Below are 15663 nucleotides of genomic sequence, written 5' to 3'. Positions count from 1 at the left end.
AAAATAAGGTGATTAAATGAAATTGATCAAACGTGTTATGGGGCTATTTGTGGTGATGTTTGCGTTTGCAAGCACAGCAATGGCAGAAGATGAAGTTCGAATTGTGATTGATGAAGGTGTTGATGGTGCTCGTCCTATCGCAGTTGTTCCTTTCGCAGGTTCTGCACCTGAAAATATTGGTCAAATTGTTGCAGATGACTTACGTAATAGTGGTAAATTTAACCCAATTCCAGTAAGCCAAATGCCACAACAACCAACAACAGCAGCTGAAGTGAAACCAGAAGCTTGGACAGCTTTAGGTATTGATGCTGTTGTTGTAGGTCAAGTGACTTCAACGGGTAGCGGTTATAACATTTCTTACCAATTAGTTGATACTGTAGGTGCATCAGGTACACCTGGTGCGGTACTTGCGCAAAATAGCTATACCGTGACTAATAAATGGTTACGCTATGGTGCACATACCGTGAGTGATGAAGTATTTGAAAAATTAACCGGTATTCGTGGCGCATTCAGAACACGTATCGCTTACGTGGTGCAAAAAAATGGTGGCTCACAACCTTATGAAGTTCGTGTAGCAGATTATGATGGTTACAACCAATTTATCGTTAATCGTAGCTCGCAACCAATTATGTCTCCAGCTTGGTCTCCAGATGGTAAACGTTTAGCGTATGTATCTTTTGAGAACAAAAAATCACAACTTGTTGTACAAGACTTAGGTTCAGGTTCTCGTAAAGTAGTAGCTTCTTTCCCAGGGCATAATGGTGCGCCAGCATTCTCTCCAGACGGTTCAAAACTCGCATTTGCTTCTTCACAAGATGGTTTATTAAACATCTATGTAATGGGCTCAAATGGCGGTACCCCTACTCAATTAACTCGCGGTGCGGGTAATAATACGGAACCATCATGGTCTCCAGATGGTAGCTCAATTCTCTTTACTTCAGATAGAGGTGGTTCACCACAAGTTTATCGAATGAGTGCAAGCGGTGGTGGTGCATCACCAGTTGGCGGTCGCGGTAGTGCGCAAATCAGTAGTGATGGTAAAACTCTTGTGATGATCAACGGTAATAACAACGTGGTGAAACAAGATCTCACAAGCGGTAGTTCTGAAGTATTAAGTACATCTTTCTTAGGTGAAAGCCCAAGTATTTCTCCTAACGGTATCATGATTATTTACAGCTCTACACAAGGGCTAGGAAAGGTGTTACAATTAGTTTCTGCAGATGGTCGCTTTAAAGCGAGTCTTCCAGGAAGTAATGGCCAAGTGAAATTTCCAGCTTGGTCTCCATACTTGACTAAATAAAAAAACTCATTGAGGAGAAATCTAATGAACAAATTTGTTAAATCATTATTAGTTGCTGGTTCAGTAGCTGCATTAGCAGCATGTAGCTCATCAAACAACGATGCAGCAGGCAACGGTGCTAACAACGGTCAAACTTTCGGTGGTTACTCTGTTGAAGATCTTCAACAACGTTACAATACCGTTTACTTCGGTTTCGACAAATTCAACATCGAAGGTGAATACGTTCAAATCTTAGATGCTCACGCTGCATACTTAAATGCAACTCCAGCTTCTAAAGTGGTTGTTGAAGGTAACACTGACGAACGTGGTACTCCAGAGTACAACATCGCTTTAGGTCAACGTCGTGCTGACGCAGTTAAAGGTTTCTTAGCTGGTAAAGGTGTTGACGCTGGTAAAGTATCAACTGTTTCTTACGGTGAAGAAAAACCTGCAGTGTTAGGTCACGATGAAGCAGCATACTCTAAAAACCGTCGTGCAGTGTTAGCATACTAATTTTTAGAGAATTTTGATTCTTAGAAAAAGGGAGAGTAGAAATACTCTCCTTTTTTATTTGTTCTAAGATATTGTCAGAAATTGACGAGTATTCACGCAATTAACACAATTTCTTCAGATTTTTCTTGCGTCAGAAAATAAAATCGGTAATATACGCACCTGTTACGAAATGATATGGGTCGTTAGCTCAGTCGGTAGAGCAGCGGACTTTTAATCCGTTGGTCGAAGGTTCGAATCCTTCACGACCCACCACTTTTATTTCGAAGAATTCCTAAATGGGTCGTTAGCTCAGTCGGTAGAGCAGCGGACTTTTAATCCGTTGGTCGAAGGTTCGAATCCTTCACGACCCACCATCTATTTTACAGATCATTATTTAACCGGTTGGGTTGTTAGCTCAGTTGGTAGAGCAGCGGACTCTTAATCCGTCGGTCGAGAGTTCGAGCCTCTCACAGCCCACCACTCAACATCTTATTTCTCCTGTTTGTTAATAAATTTACAAAAAATTAAAATATTTTCAAAATTCTTGACTATATTTAGCGGTTATTATGGTAGAATATCCACAAAGTTAAGTCGGGCATAAAATGTTACAAAATATTCGAATTGTTTTGGTTGAAACATCACATAGCGGGAACATCGGTTCAGCGGCGCGTGCGATGAAAACAATGGGATTATCCAATCTTTATTTGGTCTCGCCAAAATCGCTGGATGAGCAATCTATTGCATTAGCTGCAGGCGCTGATGATGTTGTGCGTAATGCCCACATTGTTGATACTTTTGAACAAGCAATAGAAGATTGCTCATTAGTAATTGGGACCAGTGCGAGATTACGCCATTTACAGAGTACGTTGATTGAGCCAAGAGAATGTGCGGAGAAAGTCAGTACACATCAAGGCCAAGTGGCAATCGTGTTCGGTCGTGAGCGTGTTGGGCTCACAAATGAAGAATTACTTAAATGTCATTATCATTTAAATATCCCTGCGAATCCTGAATATTCTTCGCTAAATTTAGCGATGGCAGTGCAGTTAGTAAGTTATGAAATGCGAATGGCATTTTTAGTGAAAAATAGAACGGAAACTGCACTTTCAACAATAGAAAATATCTATCCAACAGCACAAGAAATGGAGTATTTTTTTGCTCATACGGAACAGGTGTATCAGTCTCTTGGTTTTATTCAAAATCAAGGGGTTATACAAAAGTTAAGACGACTTTATAACCGTTCTTCTCTAGAAAAAAATGAATTAAATATTTTGCGAGGAATGTTAAGTGCGGTCGAAAAACGCCTTAATCTGCAAAAAGACTAAAATTGACTATCATAGTCAGATATGTAAACTATCCAAACGGCGATTAATAGGGATGCTTTATGAAACTTACATCTAAAGGGCGATATGCGGTTACCGCAATTTTAGATATCGCATTACATGCGGGGACAGCTCCAGTTTGTTTAGCGGATATCTCAGAACGTCAAAATATTTCACTTTCTTATCTTGAGCAATTATTTGCAAAATTGCGTCGTGGTGGATTAGTAAAAAGTGTTCGAGGTCCGGGTGGTGGCTATCGTTTAGCTTTACCAACTGATCAAATTTCTATCGGTATGGTGATCTCTGCCGTAAATGAGAACATTAATGTCACAAGATGCCTTGGAAAGGGAAATTGTAAAGGTGGGGTTGAATGTTTAACTCATACTTTATGGCAAGATTTAAGTGATCGTATTTCTGATTTTTTAGATGAGATTACATTAGCCGAGCTTGTGGAGAAAAAATCAGGAAAACATAAAGCTCACAAAGATTTTGATGATTTGGTTGTCGTTAACCAATAATAGGAAAGTAGATCAAAGTGCGGTCAGAATGATGGCATTTTTGGTAGTTATTTAGGAGTGAAAATGAAATTACCAATTTATTTAGATTATGCAGCAACATGTCCAGTTGATGAACGTGTGGCTAAAAAAATGATGGAATATTTAACCATTGATGGTGTATTCGGTAATCCAGCATCTCGTTCACATAAATTTGGCTGGCAAGCTGAAGAAGCAGTTGATATTGCACGTAATCAAATTGCTGATTTGATTGGCGCAGATTCACGTGAGATCGTGTTTACTTCTGGCGCAACAGAAGCAGATAACCTTGCAATTAAAGGCGCAGCACACTTTTACCAAACAAAAGGTAAACACATTATTACTTGTAAAACTGAGCACAAAGCCGTATTAGATACTTGTCGTCAGTTAGAGCGTGAAGGCTTTGAAGTCACCTATTTAGATCCAGAAGAAGATGGTTTAATTGATCTTGAGAAATTCAAAGCTGCATTACGTCCAGATACGATTCTTGTGTCAATTATGCACGTGAATAATGAGATTGGCGTGATCCAGGATATTAAAGCAATTGGTGAGCTTTGCCGTGCAAATAAAACGATTTTTCACGTAGATGCGACCCAAAGTGTCGGTAAAGTAGAAATTAATCTTGCTGAATTACCAGTTGATTTGATGTCAATGTCTAGTCACAAATTGTACGGACCCAAAGGTATCGGGGCATTATATGTTTGTCGTAAACCTCGCGTTCGTTTAGAAGCAATTATCCATGGTGGTGGTCACGAGCGTGGTATGCGTTCAGGTACATTACCTGTACACCAAATTGTTGGTATGGGTGAAGCTTATCGTATTGCAAAAGAAGAAATGGCGACAGAGATACCTCGTATCAGAGCTTTACGCGATCGTTTATATAATGGCTTAAAAGAAATTGAAGAAACCTATGTAAATGGTTCAATGGAGCACCGTGTAGCAAATAACTTGAACATCAGCTTTAACTATGTTGAAGGTGAATCATTGATGATGGCATTACGTGATGTGGCAGTTTCTTCTGGTTCGGCTTGTACTTCAGCGAGTTTAGAACCATCTTATGTATTACGCGCATTAGGTCGTAATGATGAATTAGCACATAGCTCAATTCGTTTCACACTTGGTCGTTGGACAACGGAAGAAGAAATTGATTACACCATTAATTTAACACGTAATGCAGTAGCAAAACTTCGTGAATTATCGCCACTTTGGGATATGTTCAAAGAAGGTATTGATTTAAACACTATTGAGTGGGCAGCCCACTAATTTTCAAGGTGGCTTGACCGCCTGATAGCAACTTATTTAGGAAAGGAACATAATATGGCATACAGCGAAAAAGTTATCGATCATTACGAAAATCCACGCAATGTTGGTTCAATGGACAAAAAAGATAATTCAGTAGGAACGGGTATGGTTGGCGCACCGGCTTGTGGTGATGTTATGCAGTTACAAATCAAAGTAAATGATAGTGGCATTATTGAAGATGCGAAATTTAAAACTTATGGTTGTGGCTCTGCGATTGCATCAAGTTCTTTAATTACCGAATGGGTGAAAGGTAAATCTTTAGATGAAGCAGGAGCAATCAAAAATAGTCAAATTGCGGAAGAACTTGAATTACCACCAGTAAAAGTTCACTGCTCAATTTTAGCAGAAGATGCAATTAAAGCCGCCATTGCTGACTATAAAAATAAACAAGGTAAGTAATCAAAGTGCGGTTGAAAATGACCGCACTTTATCAATTTAAGGATCAGAATATGTCTATAACACTCACTGAAAAAGCGGCACAACGAGTTCGTACTTTTCTTGAAAATCGTGGAAAAGGCATCGGTTTACGCTTAGGTGTGAAAACATCAGGTTGTTCGGGTTTAGGCTATGTGCTTGAATTCGTTGATGTGCTCAATGATGACGACCTTGTTTTTGAGCAGCATGGCGTGAAAGTGGTAGTCGATCCAAAAAGCTTGGTTTATTTAGATGGCATTGAGCTAGATTATGTCAAAGAAGGCTTGAACGAAGGCTTTAAATATAACAATCCAAATGTGAAAGAATCATGTGGATGTGGTGAAAGTTTCCATGTTTAAGGAATAAAGATGACAAATCCTTTTGCTATTTTTGATTTGCCCGTTGCTTTCAATGTTGATCAATCTCTTTTGTCTGAACGCTATTTAGTGCTTCAAAAGAGTTTGCATCCAGATAATTTTGTTACGGCAGATGCACAAGAACAACGCATTGCAATGCAAAAATCAACAGAAGTTAATGATGCATTAAAAACCTTGAAAGACCCAATTTTACGTTCGGAAGCAATTATTGCATTAAATACGGGAGAAGCACAGGATTTAGAACAAAAGAGCACACAAGATATGGCATTCCTAATGCAGCAATTAGAATGGCGAGAAGAGCTCGAAAATATTGAGCAAAGCCAGGATGAAAATGCATTAGAATCCTTTGCGAAACGCGTTAAAAAAGAAACAAAAGAAATATTGACTGCACTTGAAGAACAACTAAATGAGCAACAATGGTCAACTGCTGCACAGTTCTGTGATAAATTACGTTTTCTAAAAAAATTGGCGGATGAAATTAGCCAAGTAGAAGAACGTCTATTTGAATTATAATCTTGAGGGCGTTTAATACGCCCTTTTCGCTATTGATAAATGGGTAATTGCCCTCATACTAATGAAACTCGATTATGCAAACTTTAGAACAACTGACTGATGCCTCAAAATCTGCTTGGGGAACCATTTCCCAATGGATTGAGCATGCTCGTAATCATTGTGATGTGATTAAAAAAGATCAATCTAGTGCAGAACGTGAGCTTTTCACCATGCAAATGCCCACTTCTTCTCCAATGGGAGCAGTCATTTATGAAACTGGCGGCATTTTAATCCATCATGGTTGGTTGCGTATATTGGGGTCAGGCAGTTTTAAATTACCACGTGGATTAATGGACTGGAATTTCAGTAAATCCTTTAATCAATCAGGTGATAAACCAAAATATTTGCTTGTTGCGGACGATGTCATTGGTGGTTATTTTGCTTTAAATGGTGGCTCTTTAGGTTCTAATCTTGGCAAGATTTATTATTTTTCGCCAAAAGATTTAACTTGGCATGATTTAAATTTTACCTATACGGATTTCTTAGCTTGGGCATTAAATAGTGACATTGAAGCATTTTACCAAAATCTATTTTGGCAAAATTGGCAAGAAGATGTAAAACAACTCGATGGTAACCACATGATCGTTTTTACACCAGAGCTTTCAGAAGATAAGACAACCGACATTAATCAGCGTGAGCGACGCGAAGTCAACATTGAAACCCATTACAACGCAAGTTTTACTGAACAAGATAAATTTGCACAAGTTTATTCAGTCGCATAATGAGCCTTTAACGAATTAATTATTAGAGATAAAAAGAGATATGGCATTACTCCAAATTGCAGAACCAGGACAAACGGCTGCACCACATCAACACCGTCTTGCGGTAGGGATTGATTTAGGTACAACAAACTCTTTAGTTGCCGCAGTGCGTAGCGGTCAAGCCACCATTTTGAATGATGAACAAGACAGAAGCCTTGTGCCTTCAGTCGTTTACTATGGTGAAAATGAAAAACTTGTTGGTACAGAAGCATTTGCAAAAGCTGCAATTGATCCTAAAAATACGATTATTTCTGTGAAACGTCTGATTGGACGTAGCCTTGATGATGTGCAAGCTCGTTATACCAATTTGCCCTATGAATTTGTGGCAAGTGAAAATGGCTTGCCATTATTGGTGACGCATCAAGGCAAAAAAAGCCCGATTGAAGTCTCTGCGGATATTTTATCTCGTTTAAATCATATTGCAGAACAACGCCTTGCAGGTGAGCTTTCTGGAGTGGTGATTACCGTACCCGCCTATTTTGATGATGCTCAACGTCAAAGTACGAAAGATGCAGCACGTCTTGCAGGGTTAAATGTATTACGTTTATTAAATGAACCCACCGCTGCAGCAGTCGCTTATGGTTTAGATAGCGGAAAAGAAGGCGTCATCGCTGTTTATGACTTAGGTGGCGGTACCTTTGATATCTCAATTTTACGCTTATCTAAAGGCGTATTTGAAGTGTTAGCAACGGGTGGGGATACGGCCTTAGGTGGTGATGATTTTGACCATTTAATTGCCGATTGGATTGTTGAGCAAGCGGGTATTCAACCACAAAATGTAAATGAGCAGCGTGAGCTTTTAAGCTTAGCGACTCAGACTAAAATTGCTTTAACAAGTGCACAAAGTGCAGTCATTTCTTGGCGCGGATTTAAAGGTGAGTTAAGTCGTGAGCAATTCAATGAATTAATCCACTCATTGGTAAAACGTTCTTTATTAACCTGCCGTCGCGCATTGAAAGATGCGCATGTTGAAGCTGAAGACGTACAAGAAGTGGTTATGGTTGGAGGTTCCACTCGCGTGCCTTATGTACGTGAGCAAGTGGGCGAATTCTTCGGTAAAACACCATTAACCTCTATCGACCCAGATAAAGTAGTTGCTTTAGGTGCGGCAATCCAAGCGGATATTTTAGTGGGCAACAAGAATGACAGTGATATGTTATTACTCGATGTGGTGCCGCTTTCTTTAGGTATTGAAACTATGGGCGGTTTAGTGGAGAAAATCATTCCACGTAACACCACGATTCCAGTGGCTCGCGCGCAAGAATTTACCACCTTTAAAGATGGTCAAACAGCGATGACGGTACATGTGGTACAAGGTGAACGTGAGTTGGTGGATGATTGCCGCTCTTTAGGTCGTTTTACATTGCGTGGTATTCCGCCAATGGTGGCGGGTGCTGCACATATTCGAGTAACTTATCAAGTGGATGCAGATGGCTTATTAAGTGTGACCGCCATGGAAAAATCCACTAAAGTCCAAGCATCGATTCAAATTAAGCCTTCTTATGGCTTAACAGATGAAGAAGTAACGGCAATGATTAAAGCTTCTTTTGATAATGCACAAGATGATATGCAAGCCCGTGAATTAGCTGAGCAGCGCGTTGAGGCTGATCGTGTGATTGAAAGCGTGATTGTGGCATTACAACAAGATGGGGCAGACTTATTAACCGAAGCCGAATTCCACCAAATTGAAAATGCATTGAAACAACTAATGGATGTAAAAGAAGGCACAGATCGTCATGCTATCGTTCAGGGAATCAAAGCCCTTGATGTTGCGACTCAAGAATTTGCGGCAAGACGAATGAATAAATCCATTAATCAAGCGCTGACAGGTAAATCTGTATCAGATATTGAGCAATAAAGTGCGGTTATAAATTAACGAGTTTTTTATATTGAGGAAAGTAATATGCCAAAAGTGATTTTTTTACCGAATGAAGAGTTCTGTCCAGAGGGTATGGTGGTTGATGCAGCAGCAGGCGACAACTTATTAGAAGTGGCACATAATGCGGGTGTTGAAATTCATCATGCTTGCGATGGTTCTTGTGCTTGTACAACATGCCATGTCATCATTCGTGAAGGGTTTGATTCATTAAATGAAGCTACCGATCAAGAAGAAGATATGCTAGATAAAGCATGGGGCTTAGAAATGGATAGCCGCCTTTCTTGCCAATGTGTCGTGGGTGATGAAGATTTAGTGGTGGAAATCCCTAAATATAATATTAACCATGCGAATGAGGCGGCTCACTAATGAAATGGACTGATGCCCAGCTTATCGCAGAAGAACTTTATGATCGTAATCCAGATTTAGATCCTAAAACGGTACGTTTCACGGATTTGCATAAGTGGATTTGTGAACTAGACGATTTTGATGATGATCCAATGAAATCTAATGAGAGTATTCTGGAAGCGATTTTGTTGAAATGGTTAGATGAATACGAGTAATCGATTCGATTAAAAAAGCGAGCTGAGAGGCTCGCTTTTTTGTTTTAAGAATTTACCCCAAAATAAAACCGCACTTTATTACTAAAGTGCGGTTATTTTTATTGTTGTTTTTAATTATTTTTTCTTCGCGTATTTTAAGGAGTCGATAGCAACCGCGAGGATGATAATGCTACCTTTAATGATATATTGCCAGTAAGGGTTTACACCGATGTAAGTTAAACCGTAGTTAATAACGGTGAAGATGATAACACCAGTGATTACGCCGATAACAGTACCCACACCACCGGCGAAAGATACACCACCTACTACGCAGGCAGCAATCGCATCTAATTCATACATGAAACCAAGGTTGTTGGTAGCACTACCGATACGGCCTGCTTCTAACATACCACCGAATGCATAGAACATACCAGCAATCATGTAAATCACAACAAGGTTACGCGCTACGTTTACGCCAGATACTTTTGCGGCTTCAGGGTTACCACCGATAGCAAAGATATTTTTACCGAAGCGTGTTTTATTCCACATTACCCAAACTAAGAATGCACAAATCGCCGCATAAATAGTGATGTAGGATAATTTAAACGAACCAAGTCTGAAGAAGCCTTGTGCGAAGTTAGAGAAAGATTCACTGAAACCTGCAATTGGTGAGCCACCTACGCCATCATAATAAAGTGAGTTGAAACCGTAAGCGATGATCATGGTACCCATGGTTGCAATGAACGGGGTTACATTGAGATAAGCGATAACTAAACCGTTCACTAAGCCGATTACAGCACCTACCGCACAAACAGTCAGGATAACTACTGGAATAGGAATTTCACCTAAATCCGGGAACACGCGGTTCATGTTTTCCATTGATTGTAAGAGAGTAGCAGAAATAACCGCTGCTAAACCTACTTGGCGACCGGCTGATAAGTCGGTACCTTGAGTGATTAGCAAGCCTGCAACACCAAGGGCGATAATGAGACGGACGGATGATTGAGTTAAAATGTTACTAAAGTTGCGAACATTCAAGAATGTTGGATCTTGTGCGATGATGATGCCAAGTAAAATCAACAACACAAAATAAATCGCATTTTGTTTTAAGAAATCGAATGATTTATTTTTTTGTAAGGCACTCATAATTTGTTCCTTTATGATTTATAAATATTTTGCGGCAAGTTGCAAAATTTCTTCTTGAGACGTTTTTGCCGTTTCAACGATGCCGGCAACACGACCATTACTCATGACCAAAATTCGGTCTGTTACGCCTAATAGTTCCGGCATTTCTGATGAAATCATAATGATGCCTTTATCTTTTTTAGCGAGTTCTTGAATGAGCTGATAAATTTCAAATTTTGCCCCAATATCAATACCACGAGTTGGTTCGTCGAGCATTAAGATATCTGGTTGGGTTAAAAGCCAACGGCCGATAATGACTTTTTGTTGGTTACCACCAGAAAGTGATCCAATCGTTGTTTTGTGAGAAGGTGTTTTCACGTTCATCGCATCAATCACCCACTGTGTATCGCTCGCCATTTTTTTGTTGCTGAGCAATTTCCATGGGGTGAGGTAAGATTTCATATTTGAAATCAAAGAGTTGAATTCAATACTTAGGTTTGAATAAATCCCGGTTGAACGACGTTCTTCAGTCACCAAAGCAAAACCGTGGTTAATCGCCTCAAGTGCGGTATGATTTTTCACGATTTTTCCGTTGAGTTTGATCGTCCCTTCTTTTAATTCGCGTACACCAAAAATGGCTTCCACAATATCGGTTCGTTTTGCACCAACAAGACCTGCAATACCTAAAATTTCACCTTTGCGTAAATTAAAGGAAACATCTTGAATAGAAGGTTGGTTCGCCGCAGTTAAATGTTCCACTTCAAGCGTGATTTCTTTTGGTACGTTAGTTCTTTCAGGGAAACGTTGTGTTAATTCACGGCCTACCATCATTGAAACAATTTCTTCCATGGTGGTGCCTTTAACTTGAACAGTATTGATCCATTTACCATCACGAAGAATGGTGATTTCATCACAAATTTTGAAGATTTCATCCATTTTGTGTGAAATATAGATAATGCCACAACCGCGATCTTTTAATTTTTGAATAATTTTGAAAAGATGTTCCACTTCTTTTTCTGAAAGTGAGGATGTTGGCTCATCCATAATTACGATTTTAGCGTTATAAGAGAACGCTTTCGCAATTTCGATCATCTGCATTTGTGAAACGGAAAGTTTGGCCACTTTTTCTTTTGGATCAACATCAATATCCAATTCATCGAAAATCGCTTTGGTATCACGATACATTTTGGCGTGATCCACAAAAGGACCTTTAAGTGGGTAGCGACCTAACCATAGGTTATCCATTACACTGGTTTGACGCACCAAGTTAAGTTCTTGGTGAACCATTGAAATCCCATTTTCAAGGGCTTCTTTTGATGTTTTAAAATCAATAGGTTTGCCTAAGAATAAAATTTCACCTTCGTCTTTTGCATAAATTCCGAAGAGGCATTTTAATAATGTAGATTTACCCGCCCCGTTTTCGCCCATCAAGGCGTGAACAGAGTGAGAACGAACTGTTAGATTGGCGTGATCAAGGGCTTTTACACCGGGGAAAGACTTACTGACATCCGTCATTGTCAGTAGTACATCACTGTCTTGGGTTTGAGTTGTCATATCCAACCTCATCAAAAAGGGGGAAAGGGAATTTGGGTTTCCTTTCCCCCTAAAATTAAAGAAAAGCAATAGATTTTCTTATTTTAAGAATTCACTTAGGTTATCTTTATCTACACCAACATAAGGGATACGCACCACACGGTTTTCTAATTTCCATTGTGTACCTTCTGTTGCTGCTTTACCGTTAGCAAGGTTTGCAGAAAGTTGAACAACTGCTTTACCTTGGTTAACACCATCGTTTAACACAGTACCAGCAATTTCGCCTTTCTTAATTAATTGAAGCACTTCTGGTAATGCATCCACACCAAAGATTGGTAATTTTTTACCGTGTGCTTTGGTTGCTTCTAATGCACCTAACGCCATACCGTCATTGTTTGAAATAATCATTTCAATTTCGTTAGCTTTAGAGCTAGATAACCATGCATCCACTTTATCTTTAGCCATTGCCGCATCCCACATACCGGTATCAATAAATAATTGTTCGGTTTGGATACCTTTAGCATTTAATTGCTCAATCACATATTTAGTACGCGCTTCTGCGTCTGGGTGGCCTGGTTCACCTTTTAATAATACATATTGGATTTTACCGTCTTTGTTTAAGTCGAAGGCTGGCATTGCTTTCCATTGTTTAGCAATTAAGTCACCTTGGATTAAACCAGATTCTTTCGGGTCTGTACCAACATAGTAAGCGTGATCGTAGCTACCAATTGCTTTTGCACCTGGGTCTTTATTGAAGAAAACAACAGGAATGTCATCTTGTTTAGCTTTCTTGATAACAGTTGAAGCTGCTGCTGGGTCTACTAAGTTAATCGCTAAAGCTTTTACACCTTTAGAAAGCAAACCATCCACTTGGTCATTTTGAATAGATTGTGCATTTTGAGAGTCATTCATTAATAACTCAATGCCACCAAGCGCTTTCGCTTCTTTATCGATTTCTTTACGCATTAATGACATGAAGTTGTCATCATATTTATAAATGGTAACACCAATACGGTTATCGGCTGCGAAACCTGACGTTGCTGAACCTAAACCGATTGCTAAAGCGACTGCACTTAATACTGCTGTTTTTTTCATAAAAACGCTCCTATTAGAGAAAGAGATTTTATTGTTGATTTTTATATACCCAATAGAGGAATGTTGCGTACATCTATTGCAACTGAATCCATCATAACGAAATAAAAATTGTTAATCTGTGATCAAACTCACATAAATGAAAACGATTACATGGCAATGTTTAAATTTGTGATCTCCATCACGGTTTCATTGCATTTTCTACAGAAAAATGTCTCACCAAGGTTGGATTAAATTGGACAACAGTCGGTGTAACAATAGACGAATCAACTAAGCTCAAAGCCAGTTTCGCCGCATAATTTGCCATTAAATCAATTGGATAGCGAATAGTGGTAAGCTTCGGAATCAAATATCGAGCAATTGGCATATCATCAAAGCCCACAATGGAAAACTGTTTCGGCACTTTGATATTGTTTTCATTTAAAACGGAAATTGCTCCCGCTGCCATCGTGTCATTATAGGCTACAACCGCTGTTAAGTTAGAGTTGTAGCTCAATAAATCAATCATCGCCTTTTCACCGCCTTCAAAATCCGGCGAATTATGTACAATGGCTTGTTCGACAATAGGAAAATGATGATCTCTTAAAGCGGCCAAATAACCTTCTTTACGTTCGGTTTCATCTAAAATACCGTGATTAGATCCAATGTAGGCGATGTGCTTATGACCATAACGAATCAGCATTTCAGTCGCGAGATAGGTACCTTGGCGGTTATCAAGACTGACGCAACGATTTTCATAACCTGAAATCACACGGTTAATCACAACCATACCCGGTACATTTTCAAGATAATGACGTAATTCTTCGTCAGAAAGGGCTTTGGAATGAACGACCAGACAGCTACAACGCTTGCGCAGCAAGGTATCAATGGCTTCACGCTCTTTTTCTGCATGGTGGTATCCAATACCAATCAAAATCGTTTTTTGATGCTCTTCAGCCACTTTATCGACTGATTTGACCAAGATAGCAAAGAAGGGATCCGTTACATCAGTAACCACCACGCCAATGGTATCAGTATTTTGTACCGCCAGAGCTTGTGCGTTTGCATTGGGTTGATAATTTAAAACCTCCATTGCGCGTTGAACTGAATAACGGGTTTTTTCACTTACGGAGGGAGAGTGATTAATTACCCGGGAAACAGTGGCAACCGACACGCAAGCTAATTCAGCAACATCTCGAATTGTAGGCATAACTGGGCTCTCATTCATTTTTTCATACTAATTATCATAGTAAATTTGAATAAAATTGAAAGCGGTTACTTTCAAAAATGCTACATTCGTCACAAAAAAGAGATTGGACTAGCGCCTTATTTCCTGATTTTGTGATAATGATCACGGTTTATTTTTTTTAATTTGTTATCTTATGAATAAAATTTTGTAATCGTTTACATTTTGGAGCAAAAATATGAGCGAAACCGTATTTGAACCGACAGATCATCCGCATCGTCGTTATAATCCGTTAATTGACCAATGGGTTTTAGTCTCGCCACATCGTGCTAAACGTCCATGGCAGGGGCAACAAGAAAAAGTGAGTGAGGAGCAAAAGCCAAGCCACGACCCAAATTGTTATCTTTGCCCGCGTAATAAACGTATCACAGGCGAACCTAATCCGGATTACCATAAACCTTATGTATTTAAAAATGATTTCTCGGCTTTATTAGAAGATACACCAGCGCCAGAGCAATCAGCCGATCCGCTTTTCCAAATGAGCCAAGCTCGTGGTGAAAGCCGTGTTATTTGTTTTTCGCCAGATCACAGTAAAACATTGCCATTATTGACCGCACTTGAAATTGAAGAAGTGATTAAAGTGTGGCAAGCGCAATTGCGTGAACTGGGTCAAAAATATCAGTGGGTACAGATTTTCGAAAACAAAGGTGCGGCAATGGGATGCTCCAATCCCCATCCGCACGGACAAATCTGGGCAAACAGCTTTTTACCGAATGAAGTCGCACGTGAAGATGTCGCTCAACGGAATTATTATGAAAAGCATGGTTCTGTCCTTTTAGTGGATTACGTTCAAAAAGAATTAGAGAAAAAAGAACGTATTGTGGTGGAAACCGAACATTGGGTTGCGGTGGTGCCTTATTGGGCGGTGTGGCCATTTGAGACCTTGTTGTTGCCTAAAGTGCATGTAAAACGCTTAACAGAATTAACCGAGGCTCAAGCTAAAGATCTTGCCGTGATATTGAAAAAACTGGCAACAAAATACGACAACTTATTTGAAACATCTTTCCCTTATTCAATGGGCTTCCATGCTGCACCATTTAATGGTGAAGATAACGAACATTGGCAGCTTCATGCGCATTTTTATCCGCCGTTGTTGCGTTCAGCTACAGTACGTAAATTTATGGTGGGTTATGAAATGCTGGGTGAAAGCCAACGTGACCTCACCGCTGAACAAGCAGCAGAAAGATTACGTGCGTTAAGCGAAGTACATTATAAAGAACGTTAAGCAATAATTTCTCTCT

The 15663-nt window shown here is 39.5% G+C and carries 17 protein-coding genes and 3 tRNA genes; 16 read left to right on the top strand and 4 right to left on the bottom strand.

Annotation, left to right across the window (positions count from 1 at the left end; all coding sequences use genetic code 11):
- The first annotated feature begins 16 nt into the window (after nucleotides 1-16).
- The 15 genes from tolB (at nucleotide 17) to iscX (ending at nucleotide 9468) form a co-directional block, all read left to right on the top strand.
- Entirely contained in the window at nucleotides 17-1300 is a 1284-nt protein-coding gene (tolB, locus tag DPV97_RS01160; RefSeq protein WP_049364498.1) for a Tol-Pal system beta propeller repeat protein TolB, read from the top strand.
- A gap of 24 nt (nucleotides 1301-1324) precedes the next feature.
- Entirely contained in the window at nucleotides 1325-1792 is a 468-nt protein-coding gene (gene pal / locus DPV97_RS01155) for a peptidoglycan-associated lipoprotein Pal (protein ID WP_005696669.1), read from the top strand.
- A 176-nt stretch (nucleotides 1793-1968) separates the two neighbouring features.
- A tRNA-Lys gene (locus DPV97_RS01150) sits at nucleotides 1969-2044 on the top strand.
- Between the two features lie 25 nt (nucleotides 2045-2069).
- Nucleotides 2070-2145: transfer RNA gene (locus DPV97_RS01145), tRNA-Lys, on the top strand.
- Nucleotides 2146-2175: 30 nt separating this feature from the next.
- Nucleotides 2176-2251, top strand: a tRNA-Lys gene (locus DPV97_RS01140).
- A 122-nt stretch (nucleotides 2252-2373) separates the two neighbouring features.
- Complete coding sequence (gene trmJ / locus DPV97_RS01135; RefSeq protein ID WP_070715294.1) at nucleotides 2374-3093, top strand: tRNA (cytosine(32)/uridine(32)-2'-O)-methyltransferase TrmJ; 720 nt, start codon at nucleotides 2374-2376, stop codon at nucleotides 3091-3093.
- Between the two features lie 59 nt (nucleotides 3094-3152).
- Nucleotides 3153-3608: a Fe-S cluster assembly transcriptional regulator IscR gene (iscR, locus tag DPV97_RS01130; protein ID WP_070715296.1), complete on the top strand. Its 456-nt coding sequence runs from the start codon at nucleotides 3153-3155 to the stop codon at nucleotides 3606-3608.
- Nucleotides 3609-3671: 63 nt separating this feature from the next.
- Entirely contained in the window at nucleotides 3672-4886 is a 1215-nt protein-coding gene (locus DPV97_RS01125; protein WP_070715298.1) for an IscS subfamily cysteine desulfurase, read from the top strand.
- Between the two features lie 54 nt (nucleotides 4887-4940).
- Nucleotides 4941-5324, top strand: coding sequence for a Fe-S cluster assembly scaffold IscU (iscU, locus tag DPV97_RS01120; protein WP_005696665.1), 384 nt, complete (start codon nucleotides 4941-4943; stop codon nucleotides 5322-5324).
- Between the two features lie 50 nt (nucleotides 5325-5374).
- A complete protein-coding gene (gene iscA, locus DPV97_RS01115) occupies nucleotides 5375-5698 on the top strand; it encodes an iron-sulfur cluster assembly protein IscA (RefSeq protein ID WP_032822628.1) in 324 nt (107 codons plus the stop codon).
- A 9-nt stretch (nucleotides 5699-5707) separates the two neighbouring features.
- The gene (gene hscB / locus DPV97_RS01110) at nucleotides 5708-6229 is read left to right on the top strand and encodes a Fe-S protein assembly co-chaperone HscB (RefSeq protein WP_070715301.1); all 522 of its coding nucleotides are present in this window, start codon (nucleotides 5708-5710) and stop codon (nucleotides 6227-6229) included.
- Nucleotides 6230-6303: 74 nt separating this feature from the next.
- On the top strand, nucleotides 6304-6990 hold the full coding sequence (locus DPV97_RS01105; protein ID WP_070715303.1) for a DUF2625 domain-containing protein: 687 nt from the start codon (nucleotides 6304-6306) through the stop codon (nucleotides 6988-6990).
- Nucleotides 6991-7030: 40 nt separating this feature from the next.
- Nucleotides 7031-8887: a Fe-S protein assembly chaperone HscA gene (gene hscA, locus DPV97_RS01100; protein ID WP_070715305.1), complete on the top strand. Its 1857-nt coding sequence runs from the start codon at nucleotides 7031-7033 to the stop codon at nucleotides 8885-8887.
- A 45-nt stretch (nucleotides 8888-8932) separates the two neighbouring features.
- Complete coding sequence (gene fdx, locus DPV97_RS01095) at nucleotides 8933-9274, top strand: ISC system 2Fe-2S type ferredoxin (protein WP_070715307.1); 342 nt, start codon at nucleotides 8933-8935, stop codon at nucleotides 9272-9274.
- Nucleotides 9274-9468, top strand: coding sequence for a Fe-S cluster assembly protein IscX (gene iscX, locus DPV97_RS01090; protein WP_014064926.1), 195 nt, complete (start codon nucleotides 9274-9276; stop codon nucleotides 9466-9468). The genes fdx and iscX overlap by 1 nt, the downstream gene beginning before the upstream one ends.
- Nucleotides 9469-9582: 114 nt before the next feature.
- Here iscX and mglC read toward each other — a convergent pair whose 3' ends face one another.
- The 4 genes from mglC to DPV97_RS01070 form a co-directional block, all read right to left on the bottom strand.
- Nucleotides 9583-10593 carry a galactose/methyl galactoside ABC transporter permease MglC gene (mglC, locus tag DPV97_RS01085; protein WP_070715308.1) on the bottom strand — a complete coding sequence of 337 codons (1011 nt, stop codon included), beginning with the start codon at nucleotides 10591-10593 and terminating at the stop codon, nucleotides 9583-9585.
- 18 nt (nucleotides 10594-10611) lie between these two features.
- Complete coding sequence (gene mglA, locus DPV97_RS01080) at nucleotides 10612-12126, bottom strand: galactose/methyl galactoside ABC transporter ATP-binding protein MglA (protein ID WP_070715312.1); 1515 nt, start codon at nucleotides 12124-12126, stop codon at nucleotides 10612-10614.
- A gap of 78 nt (nucleotides 12127-12204) precedes the next feature.
- Nucleotides 12205-13200, bottom strand: coding sequence for a galactose/glucose ABC transporter substrate-binding protein MglB (gene mglB, locus DPV97_RS01075; RefSeq protein WP_014064930.1), 996 nt, complete (start codon nucleotides 13198-13200; stop codon nucleotides 12205-12207).
- Nucleotides 13201-13378: 178 nt separating this feature from the next.
- On the bottom strand, nucleotides 13379-14386 hold the full coding sequence (locus DPV97_RS01070; protein WP_111382850.1) for a substrate-binding domain-containing protein: 1008 nt from the start codon (nucleotides 14384-14386) through the stop codon (nucleotides 13379-13381).
- 214 nt (nucleotides 14387-14600) lie between these two features.
- Here DPV97_RS01070 and galT point away from each other — a divergent pair, with 214 nt between their 5' ends.
- Nucleotides 14601-15647 (top strand): galactose-1-phosphate uridylyltransferase, encoded by a 1047-nt coding sequence (galT, locus tag DPV97_RS01065; RefSeq protein ID WP_111382848.1) that lies wholly within the window; start codon nucleotides 14601-14603, stop codon nucleotides 15645-15647.
- Nucleotides 15648-15663: the final 16 nt, after the last annotated feature.

This window comes from Haemophilus parainfluenzae (assembly GCF_003253005.1).
GTDB classification, from domain to species: Bacteria; Pseudomonadota; Gammaproteobacteria; order Enterobacterales; family Pasteurellaceae; genus Haemophilus_D; species Haemophilus_D parainfluenzae_M.
This window is presented reverse-complemented; position numbering and strand designations above follow the sequence as displayed.